We start from the raw sequence: 19,272 nt of genomic DNA, 5'->3' as shown, positions 1-19,272 counted from the left end.
ACGAATAATCAATGATGTTATAAGTCGCGGTGGCAGAGTTAATTTATATTTTCAGGGTGATTCCATGAATGAAGACAGAGACCTTCTTGCTGTTGGACATACCGCCTTTGACTACATAATACAGCTTGATAAATTTCCCGAACCCAACTCATCAACGGCCATAAGGAGGATGAGGAACCTCCATGGTGGGGCTGCAGCAAACGTAGCCCTGGTGGGGTCAAAGCTGGGGCTTAGAACATCACTTGTATCAGCCGTTGGAGGCGACTTTGAGGGATCAGAGTACAGGAGGCTCCTTGAGGCCAGCGGCATAGATATAAGCTCCATGATTGTGGTGAAAGCTGAAACAACACCAACCGCCTTTGTGATGACAGATGCCGACCACAACCAGATAAGCTACTTCTACTGGGGTGCCGCGGCGCAGTTCAGGGAGAGCGAGATCCCGCGCAGAGTGATAGAATCTGCCAGGGCGGTCCACCTTGCAACCGGAGACCCCTCCTTTAACTGCAGGTGCGGTGAATTCGCAAGGTCGCTGGGGAAGATCATATCCTTCGATCCGGGACAGGACCTCCACATGTACTCCAGGAGCCAGCTTGAGAGGGCTGTGGGGGTATGCGACATCCTCTTCGGTAACCACCACGAGATAGACCGCATATGCTCCAGACTGGAGGTTGATGTTGATGGCCTCATAGAGATGGGCCCGGATGTTGTGGTTAAGACCTACGGCAGGGATGGAAGTGTTATCTATGCCGATGATGTGATTAAAATCGATGCAATACCCCGGGAGGCTGCCGATCCCACAGGGGCCGGTGACTCATACAGGGCAGGGTTCATGAGGGCCTACCTTGCCGGTGCAGACCTCATGGACTGTGGTAGGTTTGCATCGGCGGTTGCATCCTTCATAGTCGAGGAGGAGGGGACCCAGACAAACATTCCAGATCTGGAATCTGCTGTGAGACGCTTTAAGAGGCACTGGGGTTATGAACCCCCAATATAATTAGCAGAACAGACCCCCATTCAGATAAAGTATGAATCTTCCAATATCCTAAATGAATGATCCCCTGACATCAGGGGCAATGAATTTTTATTAAGAAAATTAAAACCCCATAGTTTTTATAACTGGATTGGACCAATATAAGATGCGCATGAATCTCATTCCAGCTGATCCCAATCATACCCGCACGGGTTAAAGGGTCAAACCAGACGGTGATTGTATGACTCAAATGGATGAAGCTAAAAAAGGTGTTATAACAGAAGAAATGAAGGCGGTGGCAGAGGCGGAGAATGTCACCCCAGAATTCATAAGAAGAGGAGTTGCCAGTGGGAGAATAGCCATCCCCAGCAACCTGAACAGGGACGATGTTGCCCCGGTAGGTATAGGTGAGGGTTTAAGGACCAAGGTCAACGCCACCATAGGGACATCCACCGACATCGTGGACTTCGAAATGGAGCAGAAAAAGGCCCGTGTTGCCATTGAAAACAAGGCAGACACCCTCATGGAGCTCTCAGTGGGAGGGGACCTCGACGAGATAAGGAGACGCATACTGGACCTTTCACCCATACCCGTTGGAAGCGTGCCCGTGTATCAGGCAGCCATCGAGACCATAAGGAAGGAGGGCGCTGCCATCTACATGGACGAGGAAGTCATGTTCAAAGCCATTGAGAAGCAGGCAAAGGATGGTATAGACTTCATGGCCATACACTGCAGTGTCAACAGGGAGACCCTCAGGAGACTCAAGAGGCAGGGCCGTGAGGGTGGCCTTGTGAGCAGGGGAGGGGCCTTTGTATCAGCCTGGATGGTTGAAAACGGACTGGAAAACCCCCTCTATGAGAACTTCGATTACATACTGGAGATAGCCAAGGAACACGACTTTGTCATGTCCATGGCCAACGCAATGAGGGCCGGTGCCATTGCAGACTCAACCGACCGTGCCCAGGTCCAGGAACTCATAGTGCTGGGTGAACTCATCGACAGGGCCAGGGATGCCGGTGTCCAGACCATCGTTGAGGGGCCGGGCCACATACCCCTCAATGAGATAAAGGCCAACGTCATACTCCAGAAGAAACTCTGCCGTGGAGCCCCATTCTACATGCTGGGACCAATAGTCACGGATATAGGGGCCGGCTATGACCACATAGTCTCATCAATAGGTGCCGCTGCATCTGCGGCTGCAGGTGCGGACTTCATCTGCTATGTTACACCTGCAGAGCACCTTGCACTCCCCTACCCTGACGATGTGAAGGAGGGGGTCATTGCAACAAGGATCGGGGCCTACGTGGGTGACATGGCCAAGGGAATCCACAGTGGGGAGAAGGACCTTGAAATGGCCAACGCCCGTAAGAAGCTCAACTGGGAGGCCCAGTTCGATGCAGCCATGTGCCCTGCAGAGGCAAGGCGCATAAGGGACGAGCGTCCACCTGAGGATCCAGACACCTGCACCATGTGCGGTGAGTACTGCGCTGTTAAGATTGTCAACGAGTGGCTTGACAGTGCAGATACCAGGATCTTCGACTGAACCCCCACTCCTTTTTTAGAGAAGAATTAATATATTTTGAAGTTCACACATTTTTTACTGCACTGATTCTATCACGCTTTTTACAGGTGATCTTCTTGAAGCACTGGATTGAAAGGATAGCCGATGAACTTAAGGACAGGGATGTTGATGAGCACGTTGTTGCAAGCGGAACATCCATATCAGGCTCGATACACATAGGAAACTCCTGCGACGTTTTCATAGCAAGCTCAATATCAAAGTCACTTGAAAAGGATGGGTTCAGATCAAGGACCGTCTGGATAGCAGACGACCATGACCCCCTCAGAAAGGTCCCCTATCCCCTCCCAGAAAGTTACGAGAAGTACCTGGGAGTGCCCTACTCCATGATCCCCTGCCCTGAGGGCTGCTGCGAGAGTTTCGTGGAACACTTCCAGAGACCCTTCCTGGATGCCCTTGAAAGGTTCAGGATAAGGGTCGAGCACCACTCAGGGGCTCTGATGTACACCGAAGGGGCCTACAATGACTACATAAGAACCTCCCTGAGGAGGGCCGGTGAGATAAGGGAGATATTCAACAGGTTCAGGGAAAGGCCCCTGAGGGATGACTGGCTCCCCTACAACCCCATCTGTGAGAGGTGCGGGCGTGTGAACACCACAGAGGCATATGATTTCAGCGGGGACACAGTGAGGTACCGCTGTGAATGTGGATTCGATGGGGAGATGGACATAAAGTCAGGGCTCGGTAAACTCACCTGGAGGGTTGAGTGGGCCGCGAGGTGGAAGATCCTGGGCGTCACCTGCGAACCCTTCGGTAAGGACCATGCCGCAAGCGGTGGCTCATATGATGTGAGCAGCATAATCTCAGAGGAGATATTCGATTACCCTGCCCCCTACCCGGTCCCCTATGAGTGGATAACCCTCAGGGGGGAGGCCATGTCCAAGTCAAGGGGTGTATTCTTCACACCAGGCCAGTGGCTTGAGATAGGACCCCCCGAGAGCCTCAACTACTTCATATTCCGGAGTAAACCCATGAAACACAAGGACTTCAACCCTGACATGCCATTCCTTGACCTCATGGACCAGTTCGACAGGACAGAGAGGATCTACTATGGTATGGAGGAGGCTGCCTCAGAGAAGGAGGAGCAGAAACTCAAAAGGATTTACCGGGTCTCAATGATAGACGGCCCGGATCTCCCGCTGAGGCCATCCTACCGCTTCATGACCGTGGCCTACCAGATCGCAGGGGAAGACCTTGAAAGGCTCTACGGTATCCTCAAAAGGAACTCACAGCTTCCAGATGAGTTCATGGACAGGGAAATTGAAGATTTAACAGACAAACAGTTAACCCAGCTGAGGGAACGGGTTGAAAATGTTAAAAACTGGCTCAAACTCTATGCCCCAGACTTCGTGAAGTTCCATGTCCAGGACGAACTCCCCCAGGTTGAACTCTCAGAGCCCCAGAGGAAGTTCCTAGAGGAACTTGCATGCGTCCTTGAGTCAGGGAATATGAGCCCGGAGGAGCTCCACGACGAAATGTATAGCATACTGAGAAAGCATGGGCTTAAACCCCAGAAGGCATTCCAGGCCATATATAAGGTTCTGATAGGTAAGAAGATGGGTCCAAGGGCTGCATCATTCCTCCTTTCACTTGAAAGGGACTTCGTGGTAAAAAGGCTCCGCTTGAAGGCCTGACATGATGGTGGTCAGATGAAGGTGAAAATCATTGAAAGGGAGGTTATGGACCCCCTGGCAGACACCAGTATGGATGAGATCCCTGTTAACAGTATAGGTGATGCCGGGACCATATCACTCTTTGATAACACAAAGCCCGGTGCAGACATCATACTGAGAACTCTGGAATCAGAGCTCAGTGGCTTCAACTTTATCTGGTCAGAGAAACCCGCAGGTGCCCCGGCAGAGGCTGAACAGATAGAGAGGGCTGCCAGGGGTGACCTCTGCATCCTTGCCCTGGGTGACTGTGGCTCCTGCACCACATGGGTGATCCTTGACGCCATCCGCCTGGAGGGTATGGGCGTCCCCACCATCTCCATCTGCTCAGACCGCTTCAGTGAATACGCCAGAAGGCTGGCATCAGCCCACGGCATGCCGGGTCTTCGAATAGTTGAGGTGGAACACCCCATAGCGGGTCTGGAACCCGAAGCTGTGAGGAGAAAGGCTGAGAAACTGATACCATCCATACTGGACCATCTGAGGTGATACATTGGTTAAAATCGATAAATCATGCGGATGCCTCATAGAGGACCTCATGGAGGATGAAAGACTGTGCAGCTCATCCCCCGAGGATATGAAGGTCATTGTCGACCCTGACCCCGAGAGGATAAGCCTGGAGTTCTATGAGAAGAGGATGACCGATGGACTCCCCATCATACCACCCACAGAGGGCCGTGTCAGGAAATTCTACAGATACACCCCCAGGAAACCAGAGGACGTTATAGCCACACTCCCCCCGAGGATGGGGATCGCCACCGTTGAGAAGGTGGCGGTGAATGCGGTGATGGCCGGCTGCATACCCCCAATGATGCCGCTCATAGAGGCCTGCATCGAGGGTGTCGGACGGGATGAATTCAACCTTGCAGGTATAAACGCCACAACACACCCTGTGGCTGTTGCGGTCCTGGTCAACGGCCCCGCTGCAGATGAAATTGGCTTCAACTCAGGTGTGGGATGCCTTGGACCCGGTAACCTTGCCTGTGCCACCCTCGGGCGTGCCCTGAGGCTCTCCCTCATCAACATAGCAGGTGCGGTGCCCGGGGTGGGTGACCATGCCACTATGGGCTCACCTGCAAAGTACAGCTACTGCTTCGCGGAGAATGAGGATGAAAGCCCCTGGGAGCCCCTGCACGTCGAGAGGGGTTTTGGCGCCGATGAGAGCACGGTGACCGTGATTGGAGTTGAGGCGCCGCACAATGTGAATGACCACAGGAGCAGGACCCCTGAGGACCTCCTTGACACCATTGTGCACACCGCCTCGACGGCCGGCTGCAACAACAGTCACGTTCCAGGGGAGCTACTGGTTATAATGAGCCCCGAACATGCAGAAACCGTTGCATCCCATGGATGGTCCAGGGAGGATGTTAAAAATTATATACATGAAAATGCAACCGTGGAGGCTCGCCTGGCTGACCGTGGAGGGAGGAAGCTGGATGAAAAGCTCGTGACCGATGGGATGGTCCATATAACTAGAGGTCCCGAAGATGTAATCCTGGTGGTTGCCGGTGGCCCCGGGAGACACACCATGATAGCCCACGGTTTTGGAGGATCATCAGAGTCCCAGACGGTGCCTGTGAGGTTCAGTGGGGATTAACTGGTATAATTCAGTACAAGACCTCCATTCTACTTACTTTTCTGCATTTATGGTTAAGTGTATAACATCCTAAACTTATCACCCAAGAACTTCTCAATCCAATCCTTCGCAAAAGATGTCGACCTTGTTAGCTTTCTGAAAGCCTTTGAAATCGTCTCCTTCAACTCTTCTACATTCAAAGGAGACACTTCTGAAACAACTCTTTTAACACTCTTCCAGACGTTTTCAATTGGATTCAAGTCGGGAGAGTAAGGAGGAAGGTAAACCAACACAATATCCAATTCCTCAGCTTTCTCTCTAACTTTCTTCGCATGATGGGTTCTGAAATTATCGAGAATAACAACAATCCTTTTCTCGGGGTTGGCATTTCTTATCTTCCTGAGAAAAGATACGAAGTCCTCAGCTTTGTTTCTCTCAGGAAACTCTATAATGCTTTCTCCGTTTATGCTGTAAAACCCTGAAACCTTGGCTTTAATGTAAGTGGCTACTCTCTTAAAGGGCTTACTAAAACTCCACATTCTTGCTGTATTTGCGTTTGCTTCAACTGCCATCTCATCTACGAATCCTATAATGTCTGTTTGGTTAAATCTAATCTCTTCTAAGTTTTTTTAAAGTCTCTTCAGCGTTCTCGGGCCTTCTATAGTCCTTCTGATAGGGTTTAGCGTACTTCATTCCAAAGGATTTTAGAATTCTCCTGACTTGCCAGGAAGAGTAGTTAACTCCAAACTTATCCTCGATGAGATCCTGAACTTCTTTTGTAGTCCAGGAGTCCTTTCTCTTGAGCATTTCTTTGAGTTCTTCCTTCTCATCCTCTGTAAGTTTTGAGGGTCTTCCACCTCCAAATTCAGGAATTAAACCTTCATAACCTTTAGAATTCCATCTCTTGAGCCATGCGTAACCTGTAGCCTTGGTTGTCCCTGCTAAGTCGGCAGCTTCCTCGACGCTCATTCCTCTGTAAAGGTGTCTTATGAAGTACAGTCTTTGAAGCACTCTAGTGTCTTTTTCGAGTTTTTTAATTCTTTTATCGAGCTCTTCTGCTGATAGATGCTTAATTACTTCGTAAACTCGTTTTCTTCCCATGTAATCTTTGTTGACATTTTAGTATAAATAGTTTTGCTCAGGACAATAAACCCGCAATCCTCTTATGGGAACTGGTACTTCCATCTGATGAAATACTCAGAAAGGGAAACCATACTATTTATCGCCAGACACTGAAGACTCCGATACAGGAGCTTCAGCAGTTTAGGTGCTTGATTAAAAAAGAAAGCTCTTCAAGTTGCAAGAAAATCAATTAAAAGAAAAATACAACCAGAAATACATTTCTGGATAGAGAACTGAGAGGTCAGGCTCAGATGTTTATTCTCCTTCTATCCAGAAGTTCCTGCTGTTTACCCCTGTTCCAGCCGCCACTTGAGGACTTGGCCCTTCCGACCTGCTGCACGTAACCTGTGATCCGGTCATACCATTCAACATCATCCCTTTCACCGCAGCGGGCGCAGGAGTCCTGAAGCCCCCTCATGAGGGTTTTGCACCTGAGACAGAAGCTAAGGGCGTTGCTGTAGGCCCAGAATCCTATGTCACTACTCCTGCAGATTTTCCTTGTGAGGCCCTCAAGGGCAGCGGGGTCGGGTTTTGCCTCGCCGAGCCAGGCGTTGAATATGTGGCCTCCCGGTGTGAGGGGGTGGTACTTCTCCTCGATCTTTATCTTCTGTACAATATCCACCTCTGCATTCACGGGTGTGTGGCTTGAATTGGTGTAATAGTATGCCCCCTTGGTACCCTGGAGCACCGCCTCCTCAGGGTAGTGCTCATGGTCCAGCATCGCGAACCTGTGGGCAGTGGACTCTGCAGGTGTCTGGAGCACGCTCCACCTCCAGCCTGTCTCCTTCTTGAGTTCAGCTGCGCGTTCATTTATGTGCTCCACAACCCTCAGGCCAAACCTGTTCGATTCAGGGTCCTCTATACCTGAGCCCAGGTGGTACTCCAGCATCTCATTGAGTCCTGTGAATCCAAAGCTCATTGTGGCATTCTCTATCCTGTAGTAGCGCTCACCATCTATCTCCTGGGACAGGAATGGTAGAAGGTGGTAGTCATCCAGACAGTGGAGTGCCTGTTCCCTCCTTATCCTCAGGACCTCCACCGCCATGTCAATGTACTCATCAAGGTACTCAAAGAGTTCATCGTCATCCCTGGACTGGTATGCCACCCGTGGGAGGTTCAGGGTTATGTAGGCAAGGTTACCTGTCCTTAGGCAGTCCTCCTCCCAGTTACCTGTCCAGTTATCTGCGAGGCTTGTTCTGCAACCCATGTAGTTGGCCATCTCACCCCGGTAATCTGCCAGCATGTTTATGAAGTAGGCTGTCCCGTACTTGGATGCCAGTTCATGGACCAGTCCAAGTTCCTCATGGAATTCACCCTTCAGTGTCTCCCGCCTTATGGTGTAGATGGTGTTGGGGAAGAGGTGGGGTTTGCCGTCTGCATCCCCCTCAAGGAGGACCTCCGTGAACGCCCTTGTCAGTAACCTCGCCTCCTCTGCGAAGTCACCGTACACACCCACGTGCTCACCCCTGGGTCCATAGGCTGGTTCATCCTCAAGGAACTCAGGGACCCCAAACTCAAGGTTTATGCTTGTGAATGGCACCTGGCTGCCCCTTGCAGCGTAGGCCATGTTGAGGTTGAATATGAACATCTGGACAGCCTGTTTGATCTTCTCATAGGGAAGTCCAGAGGCGAAGGGTGCCACGAAGACGTTCCATAGGCTCATTGCCTGGCCGCCTGACATGTTCTGCTGGGATGCCAGCATTATCTCCCCTGCATGGTTCATGAGTGTCTCCAGGTGCTTTGGTGGTCCTGCCACAGATGTATGGTCACCTGTACCGTCCACCCGGAGGCCGTGCCTTATGAAGAGCCTGAGGTCATGCTGTAGACAGTTAAGGGGCCTTGCAGCAAAGAATTCAAGGTCATGTATGTGTATGTCCCCTGACATGTGGGCGTCTGCAAGCCTGGATGGAAGTATGTGGAGGAGTGCGTACTGCTTGAGGGCCTCGTCGGCCACGTACTTGTGGACGGTCTCGGGGTTGTGGATCATGTTGGCGTTGTCCCTGGAGCCGTTCTCTATGAGGTTTGTTATGTTGTAGACAGGGATACCGAGACGTGTGTACCTCCTCCGGAGGGTTTCAAGGCCGTGTTCTATGAGTTTGGTGTTCACGACCTCCCTTATCATTGGGGCTGTGAGGTACTCCACGTTGAGTTTCTTGAGTTCCCTCCAGACATCAGATGCGATTTCCCTTGCAACCTCCTCAGAGGCCCCGGCCTCCCTTACAAGGTTGTCCTCAATCTTTTTCTGGTCAAAGGTCTCTATCCTGTCCCTGGATGTTCTCACCCTCATTCTGTTGGCTGCAAGGTACCTGTCCGCCAGTTCCTCATCAACCTTCTTGAGGGCATCATAAACCAGGATCTTTATCTCCTTGGTGGTTATTCCATTATAGACTGACCTTGCAACCTCTGAGGCCACATTTTCGGAGGTCCATAGGCTGGCCCCCAGGTTCAGGAGGGATTTTACAAGTTTTTCATGGCTGAATTTTTCCCTTATGCCATTATTTTTCAGGACACATGTTTCTGCCTTTGTTGGTATGGCAGCCAGAAGACGTGAATCATCAATCACAGGATCACCATATAGCTCCTTTTGAAGTAATCAGATGGTTAGTTATTATGTTTCTCATCATATATTAAATTCAATCATAAAATCCAATTGACCATATAAAAATGGCCCTTGCAGACATCTAATACTCCAAAGTGCTCAATTAAAGTATTAAAGCCTTTAAATTTTGAAACTGTTCGTATAAAAGAAAAAGAAAGGGTTGTTTCTACTCCATTCTTATCTGCACGGCCCCTATCCTTGGTGCCAGGACATTGTAGAACAGTGCTGTCAGTGCATAGACTATGAAGGCATAAAGGAATGCCCCGATGGTCACAATCACCAGTAAAATTAGCCCTGTGACGTAGTCCCCCCCGATGGCTGAAACTATGAATGTTATGATCCCTATGATGAGGCCTATAACAGCAGAAATTGACCCTGTTATGAGTCCAAGTGGTATGGCCTCTATCCTGTCTATGCTCATAAAGCCATCGCCGGTCTCTGTGAGTTTCAGTTTTATCGCTGTGATTTTCCCTGAGAGGAAGTTGTAGAGGAGCAGTACAATGGCCGTTCCTATGAACGCTACTATGAAGGTCATTATGGGTGTTATAACGATGTTGACGACGGTACCAAGTGCCGTTGCAGAGCCGACCGCGGCCATGCTTGATGCTGCTGATGGTTCAACTGTCCTTGCAATGCTGAGGATTGCGTTGAAGAATACCCACTGAAGGGGGGATACAAGGAGCTGGTATATTAATGCGAGGATGGCACTGACTGCTGAGAGTATGAGTGCTGTGTTCACGATGTCAAATGATTCTATCTGCTCCATGTCAATGAAACTGAGCCTGATGCCTCCAAGGCGGGGCGTGAGGCCGTTGTAAATGAATGCCCTCAGGAATGATTCTACTATGCCAAGCAGAAAAGCTCCAACAGGCAAAACAACCAGTCCAACAACTGATATTCCAGTGATTAACCCCTTCAATACTTTCATTTCAGCTGGAAGTACTGACCCTATTGCACCGGCGAAGATCAGGATCAGAAGGGCGAAGAGGAATGCCCATACTGCCCCTATCGATGAGTTCATAATGGTGTAGGGGACAACCCTTACAGATTTTATTTCCTTTGGCTGCATATTATCACCGGCCATATCTATGTGGTCATGAAACATATAAAACTTATGAAAACTTTATTTCGGTGTATTAAACACCATAATGCCCCTATAGTCCATGAATGGTTCAGAGCCAGTTCTCTGACTCCTCAAGGACCCGCTGGACGATCCTTAAGGCTGAACCGATGTAGGTTTCAGGGTTCATTATCTCCTCAAGGTCATCCTCTGTAATGTGCTCCATGATATCCTGCCTTTCAAGGACCACGTCCTTTAGGTTCATTCCCTTCCTGTTTGCCTCGATGGCACATTGGCGTACAGCGGCGTATGCTGTCTGCCTACCCATACCCCTCCTTGTAAGCTCCGCCATGAGCCTCTCAGCCATTATAAGGCCGCCTGTGAGCTCAAAGTTTCTTTTTATGTTTTCAGGGTAGAATACCAGGTTGTTGAGCACGTCAAGTGTCAGTTTAAGTATGTAATCGGTTAGTATGCAGGCCTCAGGGAGGATTATCCTCTCAGAGGACGAATTTGTGAGGTCCCTTTCATGCCAGAGGGGGTTGTTCTCGAGTGCAGCCACAACGTAGGACCTTATAACCCTTGCTATACCGCAGATCCTCTCAGCTGTTATGGGGTTCATCTTATGGGGCATTGTGCTGCTTCCGACCTGCTTCTCAGGGTCGAATTTTTCACCCACTTCCATTATCTCCGTCCGCTGGAGGTTCCTTATCTCCAGGGCTATCTTATCGAGGGTTGTGGCTATGTTTGCAAGGACCATCATGAACTCTGCATGGTTGTCCCTCTGGACAACCTGGTTGGATATGAGGACCGGTTCAAGTCCAAGGATCTCAGATACCCTCTCATGGACCTCGAGGCCATCCTCGCCCAGGGCGGCTGTTGTACCAACGGCACCGGTCATCATGCCCACGCAGAGCCTTTTTCTGCAGGCGTCAAGTCTTTCAATCTGTCTGTGTATCTCATCTGCCCACAGGGCGAATTTCATGCCATAGGTTGTTGGGAGGGCATGCTGGCCGTGGGTTCTCCCCATGCACACCAGGTCCCTGTTCTCATCTGCCAGTTTCAGGAGTACCCTTAAAACCTCAACCAGTTTATCCCTCAGAACCCCTATGGATTCCCTCAGGAGGAGGGAGTTGGAGGTGTCAACAATGTCATTGGATGTTGCACCGAAGTGCACGTATTCCCCTGCATCCCCCTCGCACTGCTCTGCCAGGGCCTTCACAATGGATGCTATATCGTGTTTTGTCTCTCTTTCGATTTCGTTAACCCTTTCAGGGGTAACGAACTCTGTGCTGGCCTTCCTTGCGATCTCGGCTGCAGCCTCCTCTGGTATGATCCCCAGTTCACCCTCTGCCCTTGCAAGGGCCGCCTCCACATCGAGCATCCGCTGGAGTTTGTTTTCGGCCTCCCAGATAGCCTTCATTTCAGGGGTCCCGTACCTGAACTCAACAGGATGAATGGCCATTTTAACACTCCTCAACCAGAGAACCTGAGCACAAGGCAGAATACCGCCAGTATTATGCTCATCACGACGACCTGTTCAGGTGTGAGTTTCGGTCCCTTCGTTTCCTCTTCAAAGTACCTTACAAGACCTGCTCCACTTGGTGGAAGTGTCTTTTTATCCTTCTTTGCCATGAAAAATCACCATGAGTACCGATAGATAATCATATTATATCTCTGACAGTACCATATAATATAAGTTTAAGTTTACAGTCGGATAACAAGGAGGAACTGCACCCCTGTGGATGCGTGATTGACCATGATTGATTACTTCAATGAGCTTGAAAGGGAGACTGAACGCCTCTATGAAATTGCAGGAAAAGCCAGGGCTAAGGGCCTTGATGTGAGCACCAAACCTGAGATACCCCTGGCCAAGGACCTTGCTGAACGTGTTGAGGGGCTCGTGGGCCCTGAAGGTATAGCCAAGAGGATAAAGGAACTTGAAAGGGACAGGGGACGTGAAGAGGTTGCGTTCCAGATAGCATCAGAAATAGCATCCCAGCCCGTCCCTGATGATGACCCCGCCGAAAGGGAGAGACTTGCAGATCAGGCCCTAAGGACCGCCCTTGCAATACTGACAGAGGGTGTGGTGGCGGCCCCTCTCGAGGGTATAGCGAAGGTCAGGATAAAGGAGAACTTCGACCGTTCAAGGTACCTCGCAGTCTACTTTGCAGGACCCATAAGGAGTGCCGGAGGTACCGCAGCAGCCCTTTCAGTCCTCATAGCCGATTACATACGCCTCGCCATAAACCTTGACAGGTACAAACCCATCGACAGGGAGATAGAGAGATACGTGGAGGAGGTTGAACTCTACGAATCAGAGGTTACAAACCTCCAGTACAGCCCCAAACCCGACGAGGTGCGCCTTGCAGCCAGCAACATCCCTGTGGAGGTTACAGGGGAGCCAACAGACAAGGTGGAGGTATCCCACAGGGACCTTGAGAGGGTTGAGACAAACAACATACGCGGAGGGGCCCTCCTCGCCATGGTTGAGGGGGTCATACAGAAGGCCCCAAAGGTACTCAAATACTCCAGACAATTAAAACTTGAGGGCTGGGACTGGCTCGAAAAATTCTCAAAGGCCCCCAAGAAGGATGGGGGTGAAGATAAGGTTGTTGTGAAGGCCGACAGCAAATACGTGGAGGATATAATCGGCGGCAGGCCCGTTCTGGCTTACCCCTCAAGGAAGGGGGCATTCAGGTTAAGGTATGGGAGATCACGGAACACTGGGCTTGCGGCAATGGGAGTTCACCCAGCCACCATGGAGCTGCTGGAGTTCCTGGCGGTGGGGACCCAGATGAAAATTGAAAGGCCAGGTAAGGGAAACTGTGTTGTCCCGGTGGATACAATAGAGGGCCCCATAGTTAAACTCAGGAACGGTGACGTCATCAGGGTTGAGGATGTTGAGACCGCCAGGCGGGTGCGATCCGATGTTGAGGAGATACTCTTCCTGGGGGACATGCTGGTTGCCTTCGGGGAGTTCCTCAGGAACAACCACGTCCTCATGCCCGCAGGATGGTGCGAGGAGTGGTGGATCCAGACCCTGCTCTCATCAGATAATTACCCTGAAAGCGACCCCCTGAAACTTGCCCGACACAGGTACAACTGGAATGATCTCAGATTGGGGGCTGAGGAGGCCTTCAGGATTTCAGAGGAGTACGGTGTGCCCCTCCATCCACGCTACACCTACTTCTACCATGACGTGACTGTTGAGGAACTCAACAGGCTCAGGGAATGGTTAAAAACCGGTAGATTAGATGATGAACTTGTCCTGGACCTTAAACCAGAGAAGAGAATACTGGAGATACTTGGTGTGCCACACAGGCAGGGGGAATCAGGGGTTATCATTGGATACAATGACGCCTTCGCACTCCTCAACACGCTCAGAGAGCCCCTTGAAGATTCAGATGACACCCTGGAGGCCCTTAACAGAGTCTCGGGTGTCAGGATAATGAAGAAGGCCCCCACCTACATAGGTACACGTGTCGGTCGGCCAGAGAAGACCAAGGAGCGCAAGATGAGGCCCGCGCCCCATGTGCTCTTCCCAATAGGAAAGTACGGTGGAAGCCGGCGTAACATACCCGATGCAGCAAAGAGGGGTTCCATTGTGGTTGAGGTGGGGAGGGCCACCTGTCCATCATGCAGGGTCAGTTCAATGCAGTCCATATGTCCCAGCTGTGGTTCAAGGACAGTGATAGGTGAGCCCGGAAAGAGGAAGATCAACCTTGCATCCCTCCTTAAAAGGGCAGGTGAAAATGTATCTGTCCGTAAAATGGATGAGATAAAGGGGGTTGAGGGGATGATATCCGCTGATAAATTCCCTGAACCCCTTGAGAAGGGCATACTGAGGGCCAAGAACGACGTATACACATTCAAGGATGCGACAATCCGCCATGACTCCACCGATCTCCCCCTTACACACTTCACCCCCAGGGAGGTTGGTGTCCCTGTCAGTAAACTGCGTGAACTCGGGTACACCCACGACTACCAGGGGGAGGAACTTGAGAGGGAGGACCAGATACTTGAACTCAAGGTCCAGGATGTGGTCATATCAGAGAACTGCGCCGATTACCTTGTAAGGGTTGCGGGGTTCGTTGATGACCTCCTTGAAAGGTTCTATGGCCTTGAAAGGTTCTACAACGTTAAAACAAGGGATGACCTTGTGGGGCACCTCATAGCTGGTCTCGCCCCCCATACATCTGCCGCTGTTCTTGGAAGGATCATAGGATTCACAGAGGCCTCTGCATGCTACGCCCACCCCTACTTCCACTCAGCCAAGAGGAGAAACTGTGACAGCGACGAGGACTCGGTCATGCTCCTCCTGGACGCCCTCCTCAACTTCTCCAAGTCCTACCTCCCGAGCACCCGCGGAGGCAGCATGGATGCCCCCCTCGTTCTCTCAACAAGGATAGACCCCGAGGAGATCGATGATGAATCCCACAACATAGATGCAATGGACATGATACCCCTTGAGGTCTATGAGAGGAGTTTTGAGCATGCTAAACCGACAGATGTGCTCGATGTTATAGATAACGTTGAAAAGCGCCTCGGAAAGCCCGAACAGTACAGTGGACTCATGTTCTCCCATAACACCTCCAGCATACACGCAGGTCCCAAAGTGTGCCTCTACAAGTTACTCCCCACCATGAAGGAGAAGGTGGAATCCCAGATAAGCCTAGCAGAGAAGATAAGGGCCGTGGACCAGAGGGCTGTTGTTGAGGGGGTCCTCATGTCCCACTTCCTCCCTGATATGATGGGTAACATCAGGGCATTCTCAAGGCAGAAGGTGAGGTGCACCAAGTGTAACCGCAAGTACCGCCGCATACCCCTCGGCGGGGAGTGCCGGTGCGGTGGTAACCTCGTCCTCACCGTCTCAAAGGGCTCGGTTATAAAGTACCTTGAAATATCAAAGAACCTCGCATCAAGGTACCCCATAGACCCCTACCTTATGCAGAGGATAGAGATACTGGAGTACGGTGTGAACTCCCTCTTTGAGAGTGACAGGTCAAAGCAGAGCTCCCTGGACGTATTCCTCTAATTTCTTTTAAAGCTCCCGCAACCTTCTTGCAGGTGGGGTGTACCCCCTGAGTGAAAGTGAAAGTGAAACCACGGTGACTGAGCTCAGGGCCATTGCCAGGCCGGCATACTCTGGCCTGAACACCACCCCAAGCGGGTAAAGGGCGCCGGCAGCCACAGGTATGAGTATCACGTTGTAGGCGAAGGCCCAGAAGAGGTTCTGCTTTATCCTTGAGATGACCTTACCTGCAAGCTGAAGGGCAGCTGCGGTATCAAGCGGGTCATCACCAACAAGAACCACCTCCCCGGCCTCCTTTGCAACATCCGTTCCCCCTCCCAGTGCAATCCCGAGATCTGCCTCTGAGAGGGCGGGGGCATCATTTATACCATCACCCACAAAGGCAACTCCCACGCCACGTGATCTGAGGTCAGAGACCCTTGATGCCTTATCCTCAGGCAGGACCTCCGCGATAACGGTGCTGATTCCCACCTCCCGTGCCACCTTCTCAGCCGTCCTCCTGTTATCCCCGGTGATCATTGCCGTTCTGATCCCCATCCTTTCAAGTTCCCCTACAGCGGCTGTTGCGCCGGGGTTTATCCTATCAGAGACCGCTATAACCCCCTTAAACTCGCCGTCAACCGCAACCATGACCACTGTCTTCCCCTCTGATTCTAATTTCCCGGCATCTGCTGGAATCTCCACACCGAATTCATCCATGAGGACCCTGTTACCTGCAATCACATGTTGGGAGTTGATTTTACCCTCAAGACCCTTTCCTGGAATGGCCCTGAACTCCTCAACCCCTGGTATCTCCAGACCCTCCCTCATGACCCTCTCTGTGACCGCAACTGCGATGGGGTGCCTTGATCTGGCCTCAAGGGCAGCTGCATACCCCAGCACGTCCCCAACGATGTCTGTAACCTCGGGTTTACCCTCTGTAAGTGTGCCTGTCTTATCAAAGAGTACGCAAGATATTCTACCTGCAACCTCAAGTGCCTCGCCCTTCTTTATGAGTATTCCAAGTTCAGCCCCCCTTCCTATGCCAACAGTCACCGCAGTTGGTGTTGCAAGTCCAAGGGCGCAGGGACAGGCCACAACGAGTACCGAGATCAGGACCGTGACCGATATTAAAAGACCGGCCCCCTCAACAAGGTACCAGTATAGAAATGCTGCCAGTGCAACCATGAGGACAGATGGTATGAAATAGGACACTGCCCTGTCGGCGATCCTCTGAACCGGTGGCTTTGATGCCTGGGCCTCATCAACCAGCCCTATGATCCTTGAAAGGAACGTTTCATCACCTGTTCGCTCAACCTTGAACCTAAGTACCCCATCGGTGTTTATGGTCCCTGCGATAACCTCAGATCCCCTGGTTTTAAGTACAGGGAGCGGTTCCCCCGTGATCATGGATTCATCAACATAGGATTCTCCATCCAGAACCCGACCATCCGCAGGTATCCTGTCACCTGGCCTCACAACAACCTCGTCGCCTTCAACCAGCTCATCTGCTCTGACCTCAACCTCATCTCCATCCCTGAGGATGGTGGCGGTGTCAGGCTGGAGTTCCATGAGCCTCCTTATCGCCCCTGATGTCTTTCCCTTTGCCCTTGCCTCCAGGTACCTTCCAAGTGTCAGGAAGGATGCCAGCATCAGAGCTGTCTCATAGAACATGAAACTCGATGGGAGAACCCCCACGGTGCCAAGTAAACTTGAAAGGAAAGCCACCCCTATACCCATAGAGTACATAACATCCATGTCAAGTGTTCCTGATCTCAGGGACCGCAGTGCACCCCTGAATATTGGTCCTGATACATATGCAAATGGTACCACAGAGACCAGGAGCATGAAGAAGCCCTCATTTACCGGTGGGTGTATGCCAAGGTACATCATGGCCATGAGTGGCAGTGAAACACCAAACCCCACAGCTATTCTTCTCAACTTTGGACCCTGGTCCTCCTGAATCTCCTCATCACCCTCTGTTCCCATGAATTCATAGCCGAGGTCCTCAATGGTCCTCCTGAAATCCTCTGCTGATGCAAGGGATGGGTTGTAGGCTATGTATGCCTTTTCGGCTGCAAGGTTGACCGTTGCATCACTTACACCCTCAAGTTCCTTCAGGGCTGATTCTATCCTCTGGGCACACATTGCACAGCTCATACCCCCTACAAGAACAGTCAGGTGTTCATTGATGACGCTGTAACCCGCTTCCTCTATGGCGGCCTCCATTGATGGGAGCCCCACAGTTTCAGGGTCATATTCAACAGAGACCCTGCCCTCCACAAGGTTAACTACGGCATCAGATACTCCCTCAAGCTTCTTAAGTGAGTCCTCTATCTTGAGGGCGCATGCTGCGCACCCCATTCCACCTATACGTATCGTTATCCTCTTCATCCAGGACACCTTCACAGTAAGCAGATATCAGTCGTCCGGGGACCTGTAGATCACGCCATCCCGTATAACCCACTGAATATTCCCGGGGTCTGAAAGTTTTTCAATCTCATCCACCGGATCGACACCGGTTATAACAATATCCGCGATCTTACCCCTATCCAAAGTTCCTATACGGTCTTCCCAACCCATGCACTCTGCTGCATGCACAGTTCCAGCCCTCAATGCTTCCAGTGGCTCCATTCCGATTTCTGTGAGATAAAAAAGTTCCATGAGATTCCTGCCATGTTCAATAACCCCTGAATCGGTCCCATGACCATCCTAACCCCCTTTTCATGGGCTGTTTCCATGTTGTCCCTGTGGACCCTGGCGACTTCAATGGCGTCCTTTCTGCTGTATTCCTGGAGTTCACCACGCATTGCCCTTCTGCAGTTAAGGCGTGTCACAAGGAATGTTGGTACAAGGTATACACCCCGTTCAGACATCTCAGCTGCTGTTCTTTCATCGATGTATGTACCATGTTCAACAGAATGCACACCCGCCCTCAGGGAGTTTTTTATCCCCTGAAGTCCATGTGCATGGACCATCACCCTTTTTCCTCTGAATGATGCCTCCTCCACCACTGCAGCGAGTTCTTTAACCGTGAACTGTGTGTCCGATGGTGAATCCGTGCTGCTCATAACACCACCGGTTGCCATGACCTTCACAACATCTGCACCTGCCCTGAGTACTTCACGGGTCTTTTTCCGCACATCAGGGACGCCATCACAGATACCTGAGGGAAGACCAGGGTATGTTCGCTCAATGTTCATCCCTGAGCGGGTGTGGAAGTCAAAGTGTCCTCCGGTCACTGATAGGGGTGTGACACTTATCTGCATGCGGGGTGACTGGATCATGTGGGATTCAGATGCCATTCTGACGCCCAGATCAGCCAGCCCCGCATCCCTTACCGTTGTAACACCCGCATGGAGTGTTTTCCTCATGTTCTCAAGTGCCCTGTAAAAGTAAAGTGAGAGGGGATCCTCAAGTTTGCTCTCCACCCTGAATCCATCCTCCATGATATGCACATGGAGGTCTATGAACCCTGGTAAAATGAAGCTGTCTGAGGCATCAACCACATCAACGCCTTTTACGTGTCTCTCAACAGACGCTATTTTTCCGTTATCGATCAGAATGTATCTTCTCTCATGATCCCCTGATTCAAGGTCCACAAGTTCCCCCTTTACCGCGAATCTCATTGGAACACCTGTTATAATAATATGAAACTCAAGAAAATTATATATTTTGATTGGAA

12 protein-coding genes and 1 pseudogene are annotated in these 19,272 nt (G+C 51.0%); 6 read left to right on the top strand and 7 right to left on the bottom strand.

Annotated elements, in window-relative coordinates:
* The first annotated feature begins 64 nt into the window (after positions 1 to 64).
* The 5 genes from MTBMA_RS00635 to MTBMA_RS00615 all read left to right on the top strand — a co-directional run bounded on the left by MTBMA_RS00635 (position 65) and on the right by MTBMA_RS00615 (position 5,816).
* Positions 65 to 994 (top strand): carbohydrate kinase family protein, encoded by a 930-nt coding sequence (locus MTBMA_RS00635; protein ID WP_013294968.1) that lies wholly within the window; start codon positions 65 to 67, stop codon positions 992 to 994.
* A gap of 217 nt (positions 995 to 1,211) precedes the next feature.
* A complete protein-coding gene (gene thiC, locus MTBMA_RS00630; protein WP_013294967.1) occupies positions 1,212 to 2,513 on the top strand; it encodes a phosphomethylpyrimidine synthase in 1,302 nt (433 codons plus the stop codon).
* Between the two features lie 95 nt (positions 2,514 to 2,608).
* Positions 2,609 to 4,183, top strand: coding sequence for a lysine--tRNA ligase (gene lysS / locus MTBMA_RS00625; RefSeq protein ID WP_013294966.1), 1,575 nt, complete (start codon positions 2,609 to 2,611; stop codon positions 4,181 to 4,183).
* Positions 4,184 to 4,198: 15 nt separating this feature from the next.
* Entirely contained in the window at positions 4,199 to 4,708 is a 510-nt protein-coding gene (locus tag MTBMA_RS00620; RefSeq protein WP_013294965.1) for a UGSC family (seleno)protein, read from the top strand.
* Between the two features lie 4 nt (positions 4,709 to 4,712).
* Positions 4,713 to 5,816, top strand: coding sequence for a hypothetical protein (locus MTBMA_RS00615; protein ID WP_013294964.1), 1,104 nt, complete (start codon positions 4,713 to 4,715; stop codon positions 5,814 to 5,816).
* A 53-nt stretch (positions 5,817 to 5,869) separates the two neighbouring features.
* Here MTBMA_RS00615 and MTBMA_RS08840 read toward each other — a convergent pair.
* The 5 genes from MTBMA_RS08840 to MTBMA_RS00585 all read right to left on the bottom strand — a co-directional run bounded on the left by MTBMA_RS08840 (position 5,870) and on the right by MTBMA_RS00585 (position 12,208).
* Positions 5,870 to 6,896, bottom strand: a protein-coding gene (locus tag MTBMA_RS08840) for an IS630 family transposase (protein ID WP_147671261.1) whose coding sequence is annotated in 2 segments (ribosomal slippage) — positions 5,870 to 6,424 and positions 6,426 to 6,896 — 1,026 coding nt in all. Because the reading frame shifts where the segments join, the coding sequence is not laid out codon by codon here.
* A gap of 268 nt (positions 6,897 to 7,164) precedes the next feature.
* Positions 7,165 to 9,480: an anaerobic ribonucleoside-triphosphate reductase gene (nrdD, locus tag MTBMA_RS00600; RefSeq protein ID WP_013294961.1), complete on the bottom strand. Its 2,316-nt coding sequence runs from the start codon at positions 9,478 to 9,480 to the stop codon at positions 7,165 to 7,167.
* A 202-nt stretch (positions 9,481 to 9,682) separates the two neighbouring features.
* Positions 9,683 to 10,585, bottom strand: a complete 903-nt coding sequence (locus MTBMA_RS00595; RefSeq protein ID WP_013294960.1) for a hypothetical protein — start codon at positions 10,583 to 10,585, stop codon at positions 9,683 to 9,685.
* A 103-nt stretch (positions 10,586 to 10,688) separates the two neighbouring features.
* Complete coding sequence (gene purB, locus MTBMA_RS00590) at positions 10,689 to 12,038, bottom strand: adenylosuccinate lyase (RefSeq protein WP_013294959.1); 1,350 nt, start codon at positions 12,036 to 12,038, stop codon at positions 10,689 to 10,691.
* 11 nt (positions 12,039 to 12,049) lie between these two features.
* The gene (locus MTBMA_RS00585) at positions 12,050 to 12,208 is read right to left on the bottom strand and encodes a preprotein translocase subunit Sec61beta (RefSeq protein WP_013294958.1); all 159 of its coding nucleotides are present in this window, start codon (positions 12,206 to 12,208) and stop codon (positions 12,050 to 12,052) included.
* Positions 12,209 to 12,332: 124 nt separating this feature from the next.
* Between MTBMA_RS00585 and polC the strand changes: the two genes are divergently transcribed.
* Positions 12,333 to 15,611 carry a DNA polymerase II large subunit gene (gene polC / locus MTBMA_RS00580; RefSeq protein ID WP_013294957.1) on the top strand — a complete coding sequence of 1,093 codons (3,279 nt, stop codon included), beginning with the start codon at positions 12,333 to 12,335 and terminating at the stop codon, positions 15,609 to 15,611.
* A 6-nt stretch (positions 15,612 to 15,617) separates the two neighbouring features.
* Here the strand turns inward: polC and MTBMA_RS00575 are convergent, their stop codons facing one another.
* Both MTBMA_RS00575 and MTBMA_RS00570 read right to left on the bottom strand, forming a co-directional pair.
* Positions 15,618 to 17,981 carry a heavy metal translocating P-type ATPase gene (locus tag MTBMA_RS00575; RefSeq protein ID WP_013294956.1) on the bottom strand — a complete coding sequence of 788 codons (2,364 nt, stop codon included), beginning with the start codon at positions 17,979 to 17,981 and terminating at the stop codon, positions 15,618 to 15,620.
* A gap of 27 nt (positions 17,982 to 18,008) precedes the next feature.
* Positions 18,009 to 19,036 (bottom strand): annotated as a pseudogene (locus tag MTBMA_RS00570) (metal-dependent hydrolase family protein).
* Positions 19,037 to 19,272 lie beyond the last annotated feature (236 nt).

This window comes from Methanothermobacter marburgensis str. Marburg (assembly GCF_000145295.1).
Taxonomy (GTDB): Archaea; Methanobacteriota; Methanobacteria; order Methanobacteriales; family Methanothermobacteraceae; genus Methanothermobacter; species Methanothermobacter marburgensis.
This window is presented reverse-complemented; position numbering and strand designations above follow the sequence as displayed.